Source organism: Chryseobacterium proteolyticum, assembly GCF_046591535.1.
In the GTDB taxonomy this organism is placed as follows: domain Bacteria; phylum Bacteroidota; class Bacteroidia; order Flavobacteriales; family Weeksellaceae; genus Chryseobacterium; species Chryseobacterium proteolyticum.
In genome coordinates, this window is the sequence record NZ_JBJLWK010000005.1 from 187047 (window position 1) to 202554 (window position 15508).

The 15508-nt window shown below is 35.5% G+C and carries 12 protein-coding genes, 3 tRNA genes and 1 pseudogene; 13 read left to right on the forward strand and 3 right to left on the reverse strand.

Annotated features, from left to right (window positions below; translation table 11 throughout):
- Positions 1 to 35 precede the first annotated feature (35 nt).
- The 3 genes and pseudogenes from ACJ5H0_RS18570 (at position 36) to ACJ5H0_RS18580 (ending at position 3847) form a co-directional block, all read left to right on the forward strand.
- Entirely contained in the window at positions 36 to 626 is a 591-nt protein-coding gene (locus ACJ5H0_RS18570; protein WP_411251310.1) for a DUF1572 domain-containing protein, read from the forward strand.
- A gap of 68 nt (positions 627 to 694) precedes the next feature.
- A pseudogene (mtaB, locus tag ACJ5H0_RS18575) lies at positions 695 to 2042 on the forward strand (tRNA (N(6)-L-threonylcarbamoyladenosine(37)-C(2))-methylthiotransferase MtaB).
- 287 nt (positions 2043 to 2329) lie between these two features.
- Positions 2330 to 3847 (forward strand): FMN-binding glutamate synthase family protein, encoded by a 1518-nt coding sequence (locus ACJ5H0_RS18580; RefSeq protein ID WP_172283861.1) that lies wholly within the window; start codon positions 2330 to 2332, stop codon positions 3845 to 3847.
- A 60-nt stretch (positions 3848 to 3907) separates the two neighbouring features.
- On the opposite strand, the gene ACJ5H0_RS18585 is transcribed toward ACJ5H0_RS18580, so the two are convergent.
- Positions 3908 to 4660: a type 2 periplasmic-binding domain-containing protein gene (locus ACJ5H0_RS18585; RefSeq protein ID WP_411251313.1), complete on the reverse strand. Its 753-nt coding sequence runs from the start codon at positions 4658 to 4660 to the stop codon at positions 3908 to 3910.
- 54 nt (positions 4661 to 4714) lie between these two features.
- Between ACJ5H0_RS18585 and ACJ5H0_RS18590 the strand changes: the two genes are divergently transcribed.
- Positions 4715 to 5167, forward strand: coding sequence for an RNA-binding S4 domain-containing protein (locus ACJ5H0_RS18590; RefSeq protein WP_172283865.1), 453 nt, complete (start codon positions 4715 to 4717; stop codon positions 5165 to 5167).
- Here ACJ5H0_RS18590 and ACJ5H0_RS18595 read toward each other — a convergent pair.
- Positions 5162 to 5677, reverse strand: coding sequence for a shikimate kinase (locus tag ACJ5H0_RS18595; protein WP_345990527.1), 516 nt, complete (start codon positions 5675 to 5677; stop codon positions 5162 to 5164). The two genes, ACJ5H0_RS18590 and ACJ5H0_RS18595, sit on opposite strands and share 6 nt — an antisense overlap.
- Before the next feature lie 116 nt (positions 5678 to 5793).
- Between ACJ5H0_RS18595 and ACJ5H0_RS18600 the strand changes: the two genes are divergently transcribed.
- The 3 genes from ACJ5H0_RS18600 to ACJ5H0_RS18610 all read left to right on the forward strand — a co-directional run bounded on the left by ACJ5H0_RS18600 (position 5794) and on the right by ACJ5H0_RS18610 (position 6121).
- Positions 5794 to 5866: transfer RNA gene (locus ACJ5H0_RS18600), tRNA-Lys, on the forward strand.
- 35 nt (positions 5867 to 5901) lie between these two features.
- Positions 5902 to 5984: transfer RNA gene (locus tag ACJ5H0_RS18605), tRNA-Leu, on the forward strand.
- A 64-nt stretch (positions 5985 to 6048) separates the two neighbouring features.
- A tRNA-Lys gene (locus tag ACJ5H0_RS18610) sits at positions 6049 to 6121 on the forward strand.
- Positions 6122 to 6292: 171 nt separating this feature from the next.
- Here ACJ5H0_RS18610 and panC read toward each other — a convergent pair.
- Positions 6293 to 7141: a pantoate--beta-alanine ligase gene (gene panC / locus ACJ5H0_RS18615; protein ID WP_411251316.1), complete on the reverse strand. Its 849-nt coding sequence runs from the start codon at positions 7139 to 7141 to the stop codon at positions 6293 to 6295.
- A gap of 170 nt (positions 7142 to 7311) precedes the next feature.
- Between panC and ACJ5H0_RS18620 the strand changes: the two genes are divergently transcribed.
- From ACJ5H0_RS18620 to porM, 6 genes are all read left to right on the forward strand, one after another.
- Positions 7312 to 8082 (forward strand): glycogen/starch synthase, encoded by a 771-nt coding sequence (locus tag ACJ5H0_RS18620; RefSeq protein ID WP_172283870.1) that lies wholly within the window; start codon positions 7312 to 7314, stop codon positions 8080 to 8082.
- An 11-nt stretch (positions 8083 to 8093) separates the two neighbouring features.
- On the forward strand, positions 8094 to 9698 hold the full coding sequence (locus ACJ5H0_RS18625; RefSeq protein ID WP_411251320.1) for a DUF4270 family protein: 1605 nt from the start codon (positions 8094 to 8096) through the stop codon (positions 9696 to 9698).
- Positions 9699 to 9727: 29 nt separating this feature from the next.
- Positions 9728 to 11581 (forward strand): glutamine--fructose-6-phosphate transaminase (isomerizing), encoded by a 1854-nt coding sequence (gene glmS / locus ACJ5H0_RS18630; RefSeq protein ID WP_172283874.1) that lies wholly within the window; start codon positions 9728 to 9730, stop codon positions 11579 to 11581.
- Positions 11582 to 11689: 108 nt separating this feature from the next.
- Positions 11690 to 13108 carry a T9SS ring complex lipoprotein PorK/GldK gene (porK, locus tag ACJ5H0_RS18635; protein ID WP_172283875.1) on the forward strand — a complete coding sequence of 473 codons (1419 nt, stop codon included), beginning with the start codon at positions 11690 to 11692 and terminating at the stop codon, positions 13106 to 13108.
- Between the two features lie 61 nt (positions 13109 to 13169).
- Complete coding sequence (gene porL / locus ACJ5H0_RS18640) at positions 13170 to 13865, forward strand: type IX secretion system motor protein PorL/GldL (protein WP_172283877.1); 696 nt, start codon at positions 13170 to 13172, stop codon at positions 13863 to 13865.
- Positions 13866 to 13914: 49 nt separating this feature from the next.
- A complete protein-coding gene (porM, locus tag ACJ5H0_RS18645; protein ID WP_411251323.1) occupies positions 13915 to 15486 on the forward strand; it encodes a type IX secretion system motor protein PorM/GldM in 1572 nt (523 codons plus the stop codon).
- The last annotated feature ends 22 nt before the right edge of the window (positions 15487 to 15508 follow it).

Below are 15508 nucleotides of genomic sequence, written 5' to 3' on the forward strand. Positions count from 1 at the left end.
GATGGTTTTTCTTTCAATATTTTTAAATTTAATGAATGAAAGAATTATTTATCAAACGATTTAGTTATTATAAATCTCTTGGAGACAGGGCTTTTGAACAACTGTCAGAAGAGCAGCTATTCTGGCAGTTTAATAACGAGAGCAATTCTATTGCAGTAATTGTAAAGCATGTTGCAGGAAATATGATTTCACGATGGACGAATTTTTTAACAGAAGATGGGGAAAAGGAATATAGAAACCGCGATGAAGAATTTGTCAATGCATTTAAAACAAAGGAGGAGGTTATCAATTTCTGGGAAAAAGGCTGGAGTTGTTTATTGAATGCATTAGATCAGATCACTGATGAAAACCTGTATGCTACGATTTATATTAGAGGAGAAGGGCATACGGTTTTAGATGCTGTTTTTCGTCAGCTGGCCCATTATCCCTATCATATCGGGCAGATCGTTTATATTGCTAAAATGATAAAAAATGATGATTGGAAAACGCTTTCGATTCCAAGAAATAAATCTCAGGAGTTCAACATGGAAATGAAAAATAAATGGAATGATACTGAATTTAAAGGTAATTCCTCATCTGTTTGTTTTGAAAATAACCCGGAAGTCAGAGACGATTACAAACAATAGACCGAATCAATTTAGAGTCTTTATTTAAATTACTATCTTTGCACTCATAAAATTCAGGACTGATAAAAATGTCAAATTTTCATAAAACCGCCGCATTTCATACCCTTGGCTGCAAATTAAATTTTGCGGAAACATCTACTATTGCTCGTCAATTAACAGATGCCGGATATGATAAGGTAGGTTTTGATGATAAGGCTGATGTTTATGTGATCAATACCTGTTCCGTTACTGAAAATGCAGACCGTGAGTGTAAACTTCATGTAAAAAGAGCAATGAAAGCGAATCCAGAAGGACTGGTTGTTATTGTTGGTTGCTATGCTCAGCTCAAGCCTGAAGAAATTTCACAAATTAATGGAGTTGATTTGGTATTAGGTGCCAAAGAAAAGTTCAATATCCTGAGTTATCTTGACGATTTAGAAAAATCTGAAAGTGAGGGAATTGTTCATTCCTGTGAGATTGAAGAAACCGACTTTTTTATAGGAAGCTACTCAATCGGTGACAGAACAAGAGCCTTTTTGAAAGTTCAGGACGGTTGCGATTATAAATGTACCTATTGTACCATTCCTTTAGCAAGAGGGATTTCTAGATCAGATACGATCGAAAGTGTTCTTAATAATGCTAAAGAAATTGCAGCAAGAGATATCAAAGAAATTGTCCTTACCGGAGTGAATATTGGGGATTATGGAAAAGGTGAATTCGGGAATAAAAGACATGAGCATACTTTTCTGGATCTGATTTCTGAGCTTGATCAGGTAGATGGGATCGAGAGAATACGTATTTCGTCTATTGAACCTAATCTTCTGAAAGATGAGAGCATTGAACTGGTTTCCAGAAGCAGAAGCTTTGTTCCTCATTTTCATATTCCTTTACAATCCGGATGCGATGATCTGTTGAAAAAAATGAAGCGACGTTATTTAACAAAGCTTTACCGGGATAGAGTGAATAAAATTCGTGAAGTTATGCCTCATGCGGCTATTGGTGTTGATGTGATTGTTGGATTCCCTGGAGAAACTGAAGAAAAGTTCATGGAAACCTATAACTTCCTTAATGATCTTCCCATCAGTTATCTTCATGTTTTCACTTATTCTGAAAGAGAAAATACCGAAGCAGCAGATATGGAAGGGGTTGTTCCCATCCCTGAAAGAAAAAAAACGCAACAAAATGTTGCGGATCCTTTCGGAAAAGAAAAAAATGTCATTTTATCAAACTCAGCTAGGAAAAACACTTCCGGTCCTTTGGGAGCATGAAAATAAAGATGGCAAGATGTATGGTTTCACTGAAAACTACGTAAGAGTCCAAAAAGATTTTGACCAGGCATCGATTAACCAGATTGAATTTTTAAAACTTGAAAAAATAGAAGCTGACGGTACGGTTTCAGTACTTAATTCTTTTGAGAGCTTTTTAGAAAAGGTATAGCCTTTTTATCTCCTTTCTTATTCATATTATTACAGACTTCTCATCATTATTGATGAGGATAGAAAGCAAATTGTCATTACCAAAATTCAAAGAGGATTTCGTATCTTATAGATTTCGAAAGTGCATTGGACGGCACGATTTTGCTGATTTGTCTTAAGATATAAATTTCATGCTCCTATTGAAAACTGAAAAAAACAAAAAATACAATAATTTGAACCGTTTTTAATGGAGCTGAATGCGGGAAAGTATTCTGTATTTTTTTAACTTTGATAAAATTCAAAAACGATATGAGAGATAAATTTTTGCTTTGGGGTGCTATAATTTTAGTTGTAGCCTGGGCTATCGCTTTCTTGATAAAAGCGGATTGGTGGATTCCTATTTTACTTACTATTATTTATGCTGTTGGAGTTTATAATGTTACACAATCAAAGCATGCAATTTTAAGAAACTTTCCTGTTTTAGGATATTTCAGATACTTTTTTGAAAGCATTTCTCCTGAGATGCAACAATATTTTATTGAGAGGGAAACAGATGGGAAGCCTTTTCCCAGAAATCAGCGTTCAGCTGTTTACCGCCGTGCAAAAAACCTTAGCGACACCGTGGCATTCGGAACACAACTGGAGGTTAATCACAGAAAATATGAAGGGATTAAGCATTCTATATATGCTAAATCGCCATCCGAAGAATTACCAAGAGTATGGGTAGGAGGGGAACAGTGTACGCAACCTTACCATGCGTCGTTATTTAATATTTCAGCGATGAGTTTTGGAGCATTAAGTGACAGGGCACAGATTTCACTGAACAGGGGTGCGAAAAAAGGTAATTTTTATCATAATACAGGGGAAGGAGGTATTTCCCCACATCACCTGGAAGGAGGTGATTTATGCTGGCAAATAGGGACAGGATATTTTGGATGCAGGGATGAAGAAGGAAAGTTTAATCCGGATCTCTTTATAAAGTATTCTACATTGCCTAATGTGAAAATGATTGAGATTAAATTATCTCAGGGGGCAAAGCCGGGACATGGGGGAGTTTTGCCGGGAGTAAAAAATACACCTGAAATTGCAAAGATTCGTCACGTAACACCAGGAGTAACCGTGATTTCGCCACCATCGCACTCTGCTTTTTCCAATGCAGCAGGTTTATTGAGATTTGTACAGCAACTAAGAGAACTTTCCGGAGGAAAGCCTGTAGGGTTTAAGCTTTGTATAGGAGATACAAAGGAATTTGAAGACATCTGTGTTCAGATGAATGTGTTAAAAATATATCCGGACTTTATTACCATAGATGGAGCCGAAGGAGGTACGGGTGCAGCACCACCGGAATTTTCAGATGGCGTAGGAATGCCTTTGGAACCGGCGTTGATTTTTGTAAATAAAACACTTAACAATTATAATGTTAGAAAAAAGCTAAGGGTCATTGCCAGTGGTAAAGTACTGACAAGCCTTGATATTTTAAGAGCGGTAGCCATGGGAGCTGACATGTGCAATAATGCCAGAGGATTTATGTTCTCACTGGGATGTATACAGGCGCTCAGATGTAATACAAACAATTGCCCTACAGGTGTTGCTACGCAGGATAAGATGCTGATCAAGGGACTGGATGTTACAGATAAAAGTGAAAGAGTATATCATTTTCATAAAAATACCCTTCATACGTGTAATGAATTGATTGCTGCAGCAGGACGTAGTTCTTATGAAGAAGTAGATGCATCCATGTTTATGAGGGGAGATGAATTCGATCATCTTGCGGATCTTTATTTTCCGGATATTTTAGGAAATGTAAGACAGAAAACAAGAATGTAGATAAATAAAAAGCGCTTCAGAATAACTGAAGCGCTTTTTTATTTAATGTTTAACTTTTACTTATTCATTTGCAGGTCTATCTGATGTTCCATACACCTGGAAATTAAATACAAATGTTCTGTTTTGAAGAGAATATCCAGTGTAGTTATAATGGGCCTCTCTTCCAAAAGCAGCTCTGGAAGGAACAATAATTACTCCCTGCAGATTATAAGGAGCCCCATCCGTTAAAGCAGGTGATGCTGCTTTGAAAAACTTCAACCCTTCCTGAAATCCTTCAATTTCGTAGTATTTTCTCTCTCTTGCTACTGCAGGAAGGTTTTTATCATTTATAACTGCTTGCTTTACATAATACCACATAGGATCCGAAAGGGGAGATCCGGTTCCGTTTACTGTATTGACAAGGCTTGGGGAAACTGAAGATGCTACAAGTGCTACTGTTCCGTCTGTATTGGTCGCCAGATAATAATTTGCTCTTACCATCATCCTAAGAACATCGGTAGCGCCTATTGTTTTTGACGGAGAAGGCTGTGCACCTGCTCTTACGATGTACACAACTCCTGAAGGGAGTTTTACAGGATTTAATTCTGCTAGCTTCTTCTCATGGTCATCAATGGTATCAGTAGCACTGAAAGCTTTTATATTTCCTTGGGTATCAAGATAGTTGTCGTTCAGGAACTTTTGGATAGCCTGATCATCATAGGTATTTCTTACTGCTACATCATCGGGCTCAACAAATGTTTGTGCCTCATCATCTTTTTTACAAGCAGAAAAACAAAGAGATCCTGCAAGGATATATAAAAATATTTTTTTCATTTCAAAAACTTTAATTACTTTACAAATAATATAACGGCAAAAGTATAAAAAATTATGAGAATAGATAAATTTTTATGGAGCATTCGTTTTTATAAAACGAGAACTGTTGCAACTGAGGAGATTAAGAAGAACAGAGTTTCCATTGGAGATACTGTTGTAAAGTCTTCAAAAGAGGTAAAAGAAGGAGATGTAATAAAAATCCGTAAAAATCAGATTGATTATAAGATTAAAGTAATCCAGATCCCGAAAAGCAGGATAGGAGCTAAACTGGTATCTCTTCATATCAAAGATGTAACAGACAAAGAGCAATACGAATTGCTTAAAATGCGTAAAATGACCCAGGACTATTACAGAAGCAGAGGAGAAGGAAGGCCAACTAAAAAGGATAGACGGGACATGGATGGATATGTAGAAAATGATATTGCATCAGATTTTACGGATTGGGACGACTTTTTCGGTGAAAGTGAAGACGACGGAATGGAAAATGAGGTTGAAGAGAAATCATAAATAGAGCTTCTCGATAATCTCATCAACGATAGCTTCAGGTTCTCTGGAGTCTGTAGTCACACTAATCATAGCCTTGCTATAGAATTCATTTCTTTCAAATAAATGCTTAGCAATAAACTCAGGAAGGTTTTCATCAGAAATATTAGCGATTAATGGTCTTTTTTCTTTCTGTTTTGAAAGCCTTTCTGCTAAAGTACCAACGGAAGCTCTCAGAAAAATGCTCTTAGAATTATTATTAATGATCTCCATATTATTGTAATAAACAGGAGTTCCACCGCCGAGGCTTAAAATGAGATTTTCTTCGGTAGCGAGTATTTCTTCCAAAGTTTCTCTTTCCAGCTTTCTAAAGTAGATTTCACCCTTTTTTTCGAAAATTTCCGGAATAGTTAATTTATTTCGTCTGGAAATCTCTTTATCGAGGTCAATTAATTTAAAATTTATTTTTTCGCTTAAAATTTTGGAAATGTGTGATTTGCCACAACCCATGTATCCGACTAGTGAAATTATCATGAAATATTTTTAAACAAATTTGCGAAAAAGTTTTGAGAAATTAAAAAAAGTTATATCTTTGCACCACTTAAAACAAGGGACATTACTTAAATGAAAGTTGTTTAAAATAAGTGGCCGACTCGGTAGCTCAGCTGGTAGAGCAATACACTTTTAATGTATGGGTCCTGGGTTCGAATCCCAGCCGGGTCACTAGCAAAAATATTACTAAATTTTGTAATTTTTTTGCCTGCGTGGTGAAATTGGTAGACACGCCATCTTGAGGGGGTGGTTTCCTAAGGATGTGCTGGTTCGAGTCCAGTCGCAGGCACTGCAAAGAAAAGTAAATTTTAAGTTGCATATTGATTTAAAATTTGTAAATTAGAATTACGACCGACTCGGTAGCTCAGCTGGTAGAGCAATACACTTTTAATGTATGGGTCCTGGGTTCGAATCCCAGCCGGGTCACAAGTTTACTGAAAAGTAAATTTTTTTCATATTAATATTTTGTGATTTGGTGTTCAAAGGCTTCCTTCAGGAGGCCTTTGATTTTTTGTATATGAGCAGGTGAACAAAAAAAACTTCGATTAAGGAATCAAAGTTTACATTTTTGTATTGCGAAATTATCAGGAGATTGTGTTAATCCAAATGCATATTATCAATTAGTCTTACACCGTCTACCACAACAACTATAAAAGCTCTGTAGGATTTATCTCTATAAAAGAAGTCTGTTTCTTTTAATGAGTTTTCATCTGCGATCATAAAGTACTCAAGCTTCATACCATGCTGATGATCGAAAATATCAACAACTCTTTCTTTAATTTCAGGAACGGTGATTACTCTGAACCAATCATTGACCTTTTTTAATGTTTCATAAATAATTTTTGAAGCTTCCCTACGATCTTCATGCAGTCTTTGGTTTCTTGAACTTAAAGCGAGACCGTTATCTGCCCTGTAAATAGGAACTCCTGTAATTTTTATAGGAAGATGCTTTTTCTCAACCAATTTTTTAATAATAGCAAGTTGCTGGAAATCTTTTTCTCCAAAATAAGCATTGTCAGGTTGTATTTGCCTGAAAAGCTCTTCTACTACCGTTCCTACACCATCAAAATGGCCAGGTCTGGATTTTCCTTCCATTTCATTTTCCAGGCCGTCAAAATCATAATGATGACTTTCAGCTTTTTCAGGGTAGATATCTGTAATTTCAGGAATATAAACGGCGTCAACTAATCCGGAATTTTCTAAAATAAGTATATCCCGGTTCACATCCCGTGGATATTTTGCAAGATCATCAGGGTTATTGAATTGGGTAGGATTAACAAAAATTGAAGAAATCACAAGATCATTTTCATTCCTTGCTACTTCATAAAGAGAAAGATGTCCATTGTGAAGAGCTCCCATTGTAGGTGCAAATCCTATTCTTTTTCCCATTTCTTTCTGTCTTTCAATGAAATCCTGAAGTGTTTTTTTATTTTTTAAAACTTCCATAATTAATTTTAATAGCAATTCAAAAATACTAAAATATCAGATAATAAACTGCGTTTTTGATAATTTGAAAAAGGTAATTTTCGTAAAAAAATGTTAATTAAAATAATGTTGGATGTTTTTTTGTAATTTTGCACATTAAAGCATTTTTACAAAAAATTAGATAGAAATTTATGCCGAATCAAAAAATACTGTACATTACTACAGAAATGTATCCATATCAGGAAGATACAAACATGGCTACTGTGGTAAACAAAATGGCGCTTAAAATGCACAATGAAGGCAATGATGTAAGAGTTTTTATGCCAAGATTTGGACAAATAAGTGAAAGGAAATTCCAACTCCATGAAGTTATCCGTCTCTCAGGAATGAACATTATCATTAATGACCTGGACCAACCTCTAATCATTAAAGTGGCATCTCTTCCGGGGGAAAGACTTCAGGTCTATTTTATAGATAATGAAGAATACTTCAAAAGAAAACAATATTACTATGAAGATGATGGTAGCCCTTTTGAAGATAACGACGAAAGAGCGATATTTTTTGCAAGAGGAGTAATTGAGACTATTAAAAAGCTGAACTGGGTTCCGGATATCATTCATTTGAATGGTTGGATGGCCTCTTTTGTTCCTATTTATCTTAAAACTTACTACAAATCCGATACGTATTTTAAAGACGCTAAGATTGTTCTTTCATTATATAATGAAAAAGACGCCCCTCTTAACGATAAAATCGGAGAAAAACTAGAATTCGATAATATTTCGGGACTAAAAGCGTTAGATAAACCAAGCTTTCAAAGTTTTGTCATTGAAAGCATGAATTATGTAGACGGGGTTGTAAAAGGAGATGAATTCCTGGATGGAGACCTGGATAAGGCATTCAATGAAACATCTACAACCAAATCAGAGTATCTAGATGTAGATTCCATAAACAAACTTTATTAAAAAGACATTTAATGACTCGTACTATTAAAAGAACTTTTGCCATACTTTCTCTGGCAATTTTCGGCAGTGTGTTACTTTATAATTGTGAGCCGGATCCGGATTCTTTGGGAGAACAATTATTTTTAGATGGAGCCGCTCAGGGAGATGAAACTTCCTACAACGTTATTGCTTTTAACATCCTTAATAATGATTCCATTAAAAGTGACGCTACTCAATTAGGATCAGCAGTTTTAGGTGCTTTTAATGAAGACCAGTTTGGAATGCAAAAGGCGTCTTACATTACACAGCTGAGATTATCTACTTATAATCCTGATTTCGGGGCCAATGCAAAAGTAGATTCAGTGGTTCTTGTAATCAAACCTACCTATGCATCAGATTCACTTACAACAACAACGGATGAAAATTATGTGTATCCGGATGGAAATGTGGCTGCAAAAAAAGAAGTTAAAACATATCCTATTAACAAATACGGAAAAACGAAAAAGACATTCCATATTGATGTCAATGAAGTTACGGATTTCTTAGGAGCAGCAACGGATAGTGTAAAATCAAATGCTGATTTTGCCTATAATGCAACTGTACTGGGAACAAAAGAGTTTAAAGGGACAATTAACACTGTGACCATTACTAAAGATTCTGACAACAGTACGTTGTTTTCAACAACTACGCCGGCGATCAGGATTCCATTGGATAACGGTAAAACTTTATTCCAGGAAAAAATTATTGATAAGAAAGGTAAGCCGGAACTCGCTGATGCTTCTAACTTTATCAGACATTTTAAAGGGCTTAGGATTTCCGTTCAGGAAAATGACGGATATTTATTCCAGTTTTCTCCTAACGACATGGAATTGATCATGTATTATAAATATGATAAAACGGATAATGGAACAGTTACCAGACCTCAGGCAACTTATTCATTTGCTTTAGGAGCAGGGAATACACATGTTGGAAAATATCAATATGATAGATCGAATTCTGCATTGGCGACTGCCATTAATTTAAATATGGTAGGAAATCGTGTAGATGGTGATAAAAAGCTGTATGCGCAAGGAATGGGAGGACCTTCTATCGGGGTGAAAATTCCGGATTCAGAAATCCAGAAATTAAAAACTCTATATCAGAATAATAAGGCTGCCATTATTAGTGCTAAAATCAGAATATATACAGATGCTTCTACATGGAATAATAGTTATGTAAAACCAAGTCTGTTCACTTTCTTGCAAAAGGATAGAAAAGAAAGCTCTATAACACCACCTTATATAACTACTACTGCATTTACTAGTGATGTATTGACTCTTGCGGGATCTCCAAATTACTCAATATATAAGGTCTTTGATTTAGATAAAAATCCTACTCCTGCTCATTACGACTTTATTGTTACAAAATCAGTAAAAGATTTAGTAGAAGGAAAACCAGGCGATTATGCATCAAATAATACTAATAAGTATTATAGAATCGATATTGGAGGTTTCTTATCTAATTCAGATAACACGGGTCTTGCTGGGGCTAAATATACTTCAAGATCATACACAAGAGATAGAGCTGTTTTTGTCGGTTCTGCTGATTCTACTAATGATAAAAGAGTTCAGTTAATCGTTACTTACGGAACAAAATAAATTAAAACATACACCAAATAAAATAAATTATGTGCGGAATAGTTGGATATACAGGCTTTCAGGATGCCTATGATGTAGTTATTAATGGTCTTAGAAGACTAGAATACAGGGGATACGACAGTGCGGGAATTGTTTTGGAAAATGCAAACAATTCATTTGAAGTTGAAAAAACAAAAGGAAAGGTAGATGATCTTGTTAATATTTCAGCTCAATTAAAAGGTACTGCGAAAATTGGGATGGGACACACACGTTGGGCAACTCATGGGGTTCCAAGTGACAGAAACTCTCACCCGCATTTATCTAATAATAATAAAATTGCAATCATTCATAATGGAATCATTGAAAACTATGATACCATTAAAAAAATGCTTGCTGATAAAGGATTTACTTTCAAGTCTGAAACAGATACTGAAGTTTTAGTGAATCTTATCCAGTATTTTATGGATATAAATGTAGCAACAGATTTTCCAACTGCGGTAAGATATGCACTTAACGAGGTTTACGGAGCTTATGCTATTACTGTAATGCACGAGGATTACCCGGGTGTTTTGGTAGTAGGAAGATTAGGTTCTCCTTTAGCAATTGGTATTGGAGATAAAGAATATTTTATTGCATCTGATGCCTCGCCTTTTGTAGAGTTTACAAAAGAAGCAATCTATCTTGAAGAAGGACATATGGCTACAATTTCTTTGGAAGGAGGAGTGGATATCAGAACAATCAATGAAAACTCAAGAATAGAGCCGGAAATCCAGCAATTAAAATTAAGCCTTGAGCAGATCGAAAAAGGTGGATATGAGCACTTCATGCTTAAAGAGATTTTTGAGCAACCAAAATCGATCCACGATACAATGAGAGGTAGATTACTTGTGGATGAAGGAATCATCAAGATGGCAGGAATCTGGGATCATGTTGAGAAATTTAAAAATGCCAACAGAATTATCATCATAGCTTGTGGTACTTCATGGCATGCAGGTTTGATTGGTGAATATCTTATAGAAGAATATGCAAGAATCCCTGTTGAAGTGGAATATGCATCAGAATTCAGATATAGAAACCCGATTATTACAGATAAAGATGTTGTAATTGCGATTTCCCAATCGGGAGAAACTGCCGATACAATGGCGGCTTTAAAACTGGCAAAAGAAAAAGGAGCATTTATATATGGTATATGTAATGTAGTGGATTCATCTATTGCAAGAATTACGGATGCCGGTTCTTATACACATGCCGGACCAGAGATCGGAGTAGCTTCTACAAAGGCGTTTACTGCCCAGCTTACGATCCTTACACTTATTGCATTCAAGCTAGGAAAGCATAATGGTAACCTTGGAAATGCTGAATTCATGAGTCTCATTTCAGAGCTTGATGCAATTCCTAAGAAAATTGAAGAAGTTTTGAGTTCAACACATGAGTTGACTCAGAGTATTGCTAAAGATTTCGTAGGGGTTCATAACTTCTTGTATTTAGGTAGAGGTTATAATTATCCAGCAGCTTTAGAGGGAGCTCTTAAATTGAAAGAAATCTCTTATATCCATGCAGAAGGGTATCCTGCAGCGGAGATGAAGCACGGACCTATTGCTTTGATCGATGAGAATATGCCAATCGTTATTATTGCGCCTAAAAAAGGACACTATGATAAGATCGTAAGTAATGTTCAGGAAATTAAAGCAAGAAAAGGAAAGGTGATTGCTGTTGTTAATAAAGGGGATCAGCAGGTAAGCGAAATGGCAGACTACGTTATCGAAATTCCTGAAACTTCAGAATGCTTCTCTCCAATAGTTGCATCTGTGCCTTTACAGCTGCTTGCTTACTATATTGCAGTATATAGAGGAGCCAATGTAGATCAGCCCAGAAACCTTGCTAAGTCGGTAACTGTAGAATAAAAATACTAGGAAATAAAATAAATTTAGATTTCTCGCGTTATTTCAAAAAAAATCTTAAAAGTTTCTTAAAAAAAATTATATATTTACGGCTTAATTATAAAAATTAACATGAAAAGGATATTTCTTTTATTATTGTCTGCGTCGGTAGCGTCGGTATCTTGTTCAGGTGGTGGTAGCTCTTCTGTAGGGAAGCCAGGAACAAAAGGAGAGTTGATACCAAGAGAAAAAACTAAATCATTTGTTGCTGAAAGACCATACGGTATGGTTGCAATTCCTGCAGGATCTTTTATCGCAGGTTTAGCTGATCAGGATATCACTCATACTCCTGAGAAATCAGCACTGAAAACAGTAACTGTGTCCTCATTCTTTATGGATGAAGCAGAAACTACTAATGCAGAATACAGAGTATTCATTAACTACGTAAGAGACTCTATTGCCAGAACTCTACTTGCTGAAGCTGCCGGAGAAGGTGGTGAAGGTGGAGGAAGAGGTGCTAGCATCGGAGATTATGCATACCTTGCTAAGAAAGAAGAAAACCTTACTCCGTATCAGGAATATTTAGAAGGACAAGGAGGAAGAGAAGATGGAGGATATGATGCAAGTAAAAGACTAGATTGGAAAATCCCATTGCATTGGAATACTTCAAAATATCCTGATGTAGAATATGCGGAAGTTCTTGAGTCTTTATATTTACCAGCTTCTGCCAGAATTGGTAATGAAAGAATCCTTGATGTTAGTAAATTAAAATATAATTACCAGTGGGGAGATATGGATGCTGCTCTTGCTGACAATGAAAGAGGGGTAAACTACCTTAAAAGCAAAAGTATAGCAATCTATCCGGACACAACTGTTTGGGTAAAAGATTTCCACTTCGCCTATAACGAGCCATTATTTGAACAATATTTTTGGCATAAAGCTTATAAAGATTATCCTGTTGTTGGGGTAACCTGGGATCAGGCAAGAGCATATTGTAATTTCAGATCTAAATTGAAAACGGATTACAATGAAAGCTTAAAAAGAAAAAAACAGAGACCATTACAATTCCGTTTACCTACAGAGATCGAATGGGAATATGCTGCAAGAGGAGGTATGCAGAATGCTACTTATCCTTGGGGAGGTCCATATTTGATGGATGACAGAGGATGCTACCTGGCTAACTTTAAGCCTAAGCGTGGTAATTACATGGAAGACGATAAAAAAGGTACTTATACATATACAGCTCCAGTAAAGAAATTTAAGAAAAATGGATTTGGGTTATTTGATATGGCTGGAAACGTTTCTGAATGGACAGAATCTTCTTACAACAATTCTTCATACGGATTTTCTTCAACTCTAAACCCTTCTACTAAAGATAAATCAGATTCTAAGAAATCTGTAAGAGGAGGTTCTTGGAAAGATATAGGCGCAATGCTTATGACTGGTGCAAGAGATTGGGAAAGAAAAGATTCTGCAAGAAGTTATATTGGATTCAGAACTGTACAGGATATTCCTGAAGCTGCTGTTAAGCCAAGAAGGGTTAACAGATAATCAGATACATAATTATTTTTCAATACAATTTATTTTTAATCATTAAAAAAAACTAACTTATATGTTTAAGACTAAAGATGCTTGGATGAATTTCTTTTATTCATTCGGTGCTGCAATTGTAATCCTTGGAGCTTGGCTTAAGATTACTCACATTAACTTGGGACCAATCAGTGGTAACGTTGCTCTTACAGTAGGACTTATTACTGAAGCAATCATCTTCATTATTTTCGCTTTCGACCCTCCAAAATCAGAAGAGTCTTATGCCTGGGAAAATGTTTATCCTGAATTGTTAGATAAACATGCTAACCCGAACCCTTTACATTCTAATGTTTCTTCAAGAAATAATGCAGCTGCTCAATTTGCAGAATTAGAGAACTCTCTTTCTACAAAATTGGATAAAATGTTACAGGATGCTAAATTAGATGTTCAATTGTTTGAAAGATTAAGAACAGGAATTGATAAATTTTCAAATTCAGTGGATCAGATCAATCAGACGGTAGATGTTTCTGCTTCTACTCACAAATATAATGATCAGTTAAACATTGCCGCTCAGCACATGGAAAGCATGAACGCTTTATACGCGATGCAGTTGGAGAATGGTAAAAGACAATCTGAATTTGCCAATAAATATGTGGCAGATATGCAGAAGTCTGCTGAGCATTCAGAAAAATTCAACCAGGAGTTACAAGGTTTAACATCAAACTTAAATAATTTAAACAGAGTTTATGGTGGTATGTTAACTGCTATGAAGTCTTAATTTCCAAACCATTTCTAAATTTAATTTTTAATCCAAACAAAGAAAAAGAATGGCACAAGGAAAACAGACTCCACGTCAGAAGATGATCAACCTAATGTATTTGGTGTTCATCGCTATGATGGCCCTAAATATTGATGCGGAAATCATCAGATCTTATTATGATTCGACTAAAGCTCTTAATGAAACAAGAACTTTAACAGAAAGAAAGAATGAGAAAATTTTTGAAAAAACTCTAGAATTAAAGGCACAACAAGTGCCGGATACTTATGCTACTCCATGGGAACAGTATAAGGTTTTAAAAGCTAAAATTAATGCCTTAGTAGAAAGTGCTGAAAAAATTAAAACTAAATTAAAAACTGAATCAGAATTCTCTGATAAAGTAGATGTAAGTGAGAATTTTGCAGCTCTTAATAATAACGAAGCAACTACGCATTATTTTTTTGCTGACGGAGATGAAAATAGCCCTTCTAAAGGAGCATTGGAATTGAAGTCCAAAATTGATGAAGTAAGAAATTATATTGTAGCAACTTTCGGAAAAAACAATCAGTTAAATGATTTGATTGAAAGAGCCAATAAATCTTTAATTGCTGAATACCCTAAAGGAAAATCTCCAAACGAGAAAACATGGTTTCAGAATAAGTTTTATCATCAGCCTTTAATTGCAGCAATTTCTAACCTGGAAATTATCCAGAATGATGCGAGAAACGTACAGTCTGATGCATTGGCCTTATTACTTCAAGAGAAAGTAGATGCTAGTATTAAATTCAGCAGCTATGAGCCAATTGTTGCAGGACCTGTTGATATTCAGGCTGGAAAACAGGCTGAAGTAAAAGTAATGTTAGGTACTTATTCTAATAGCAATAAGATTAGCATTACGGGAGTAAATAAAGTAGAAAATGGAAAAGGAACAATTTCTATTTCAGGAAATGGTATTGGAGAGCATAAACTAAACGGTACTATTACCTTAACAGATGCTTCCGGTAAACCTCAAAGTTTCCCTTGGACGCATACATATAATGTAATTGCAGGGCCAAGAGAAGTAAAACTTGAAAAAGGATTATTACTTTCTCCGGATAAGATGAATGTATTGTACAGAGGATTAGAAAACCCGGTATCTGGTTCTATCCTGGGTGCTGACAATTCTAAATTATCATTATCTGCTCCTGGTGCTGTAGTAAAAGGTAATGGTCCTGGAAAATGGAATATTATTCCTTCTACGGGTAATACTGTGAAATTAACATTATCTGGAACTGATCCTTATGGTAAAACGGTATCTCAGGTATTTGAATACAGAATTAAGAATGTTCCGGCTCCTCAAGGTCAGATGAGAGGTCAGACAGTATTGAATATTCCTGCTACTTCGATTCCAAATCAGATGGTACAGGCAGCAATACCAGATTTCGATTTCCCTGTTTCATTCACTGTTAATCAGTTTATGGTGAAAGTACCTGGTAGAGCAGCATTGCTGATCAAAGGTAATAGTCTTGAAGAGGCTGCCGGATTGGTTAAAAATGTAAGAGCGGGTGATGTAGTGTATGTTTTTGATATTAAAGCGACTGCTACAGGATTAGGAAATCAAACATTGAAGAATATCTCTCCTGTTGTAATCAATGTTCAGTAATTTTAATAAGTTAAAATAATAT

Excerpts from the sequence above, each read along its gene's own strand:
- glmS (WP_172283874.1), top strand. The coding sequence starts at position 9,728 with ATGTGCGGAATAGTTGGATATACAGGCTTTCAGGATGCCTATGATGTA.
- ACJ5H0_RS18595 (WP_345990527.1), bottom strand. The coding sequence starts at position 5,677 with ATGATAATTTCACTAGTCGGATACATGGGTTGTGGCAAATCACACATT.
- porL (WP_172283877.1), top strand. The coding sequence starts at position 13,170 with ATGTTTAAGACTAAAGATGCTTGGATGAATTTCTTTTATTCATTCGGT.
- panC (WP_411251316.1), bottom strand. The coding sequence starts at position 7,141 with ATGGAAGTTTTAAAAAATAAAAAAACACTTCAGGATTTCATTGAAAGA.
- porM (WP_411251323.1), top strand. The coding sequence starts at position 13,915 with ATGGCACAAGGAAAACAGACTCCACGTCAGAAGATGATCAACCTAATG.
- ACJ5H0_RS18590 (WP_172283865.1), top strand. The coding sequence starts at position 4,715 with ATGAGAATAGATAAATTTTTATGGAGCATTCGTTTTTATAAAACGAGA.
- ACJ5H0_RS18585 (WP_411251313.1), bottom strand. The coding sequence starts at position 4,660 with ATGAAAAAAATATTTTTATATATCCTTGCAGGATCTCTTTGTTTTTCT.
- ACJ5H0_RS18620 (WP_172283870.1), top strand. The coding sequence starts at position 7,312 with ATGCCGAATCAAAAAATACTGTACATTACTACAGAAATGTATCCATAT.
- ACJ5H0_RS18570 (WP_411251310.1), top strand. The coding sequence starts at position 36 with ATGAAAGAATTATTTATCAAACGATTTAGTTATTATAAATCTCTTGGA.
- ACJ5H0_RS18625 (WP_411251320.1), top strand. The coding sequence starts at position 8,094 with ATGACTCGTACTATTAAAAGAACTTTTGCCATACTTTCTCTGGCAATT.
- ACJ5H0_RS18580 (WP_172283861.1), top strand. The coding sequence starts at position 2,330 with ATGAGAGATAAATTTTTGCTTTGGGGTGCTATAATTTTAGTTGTAGCC.
- porK (WP_172283875.1), top strand. The coding sequence starts at position 11,690 with ATGAAAAGGATATTTCTTTTATTATTGTCTGCGTCGGTAGCGTCGGTA.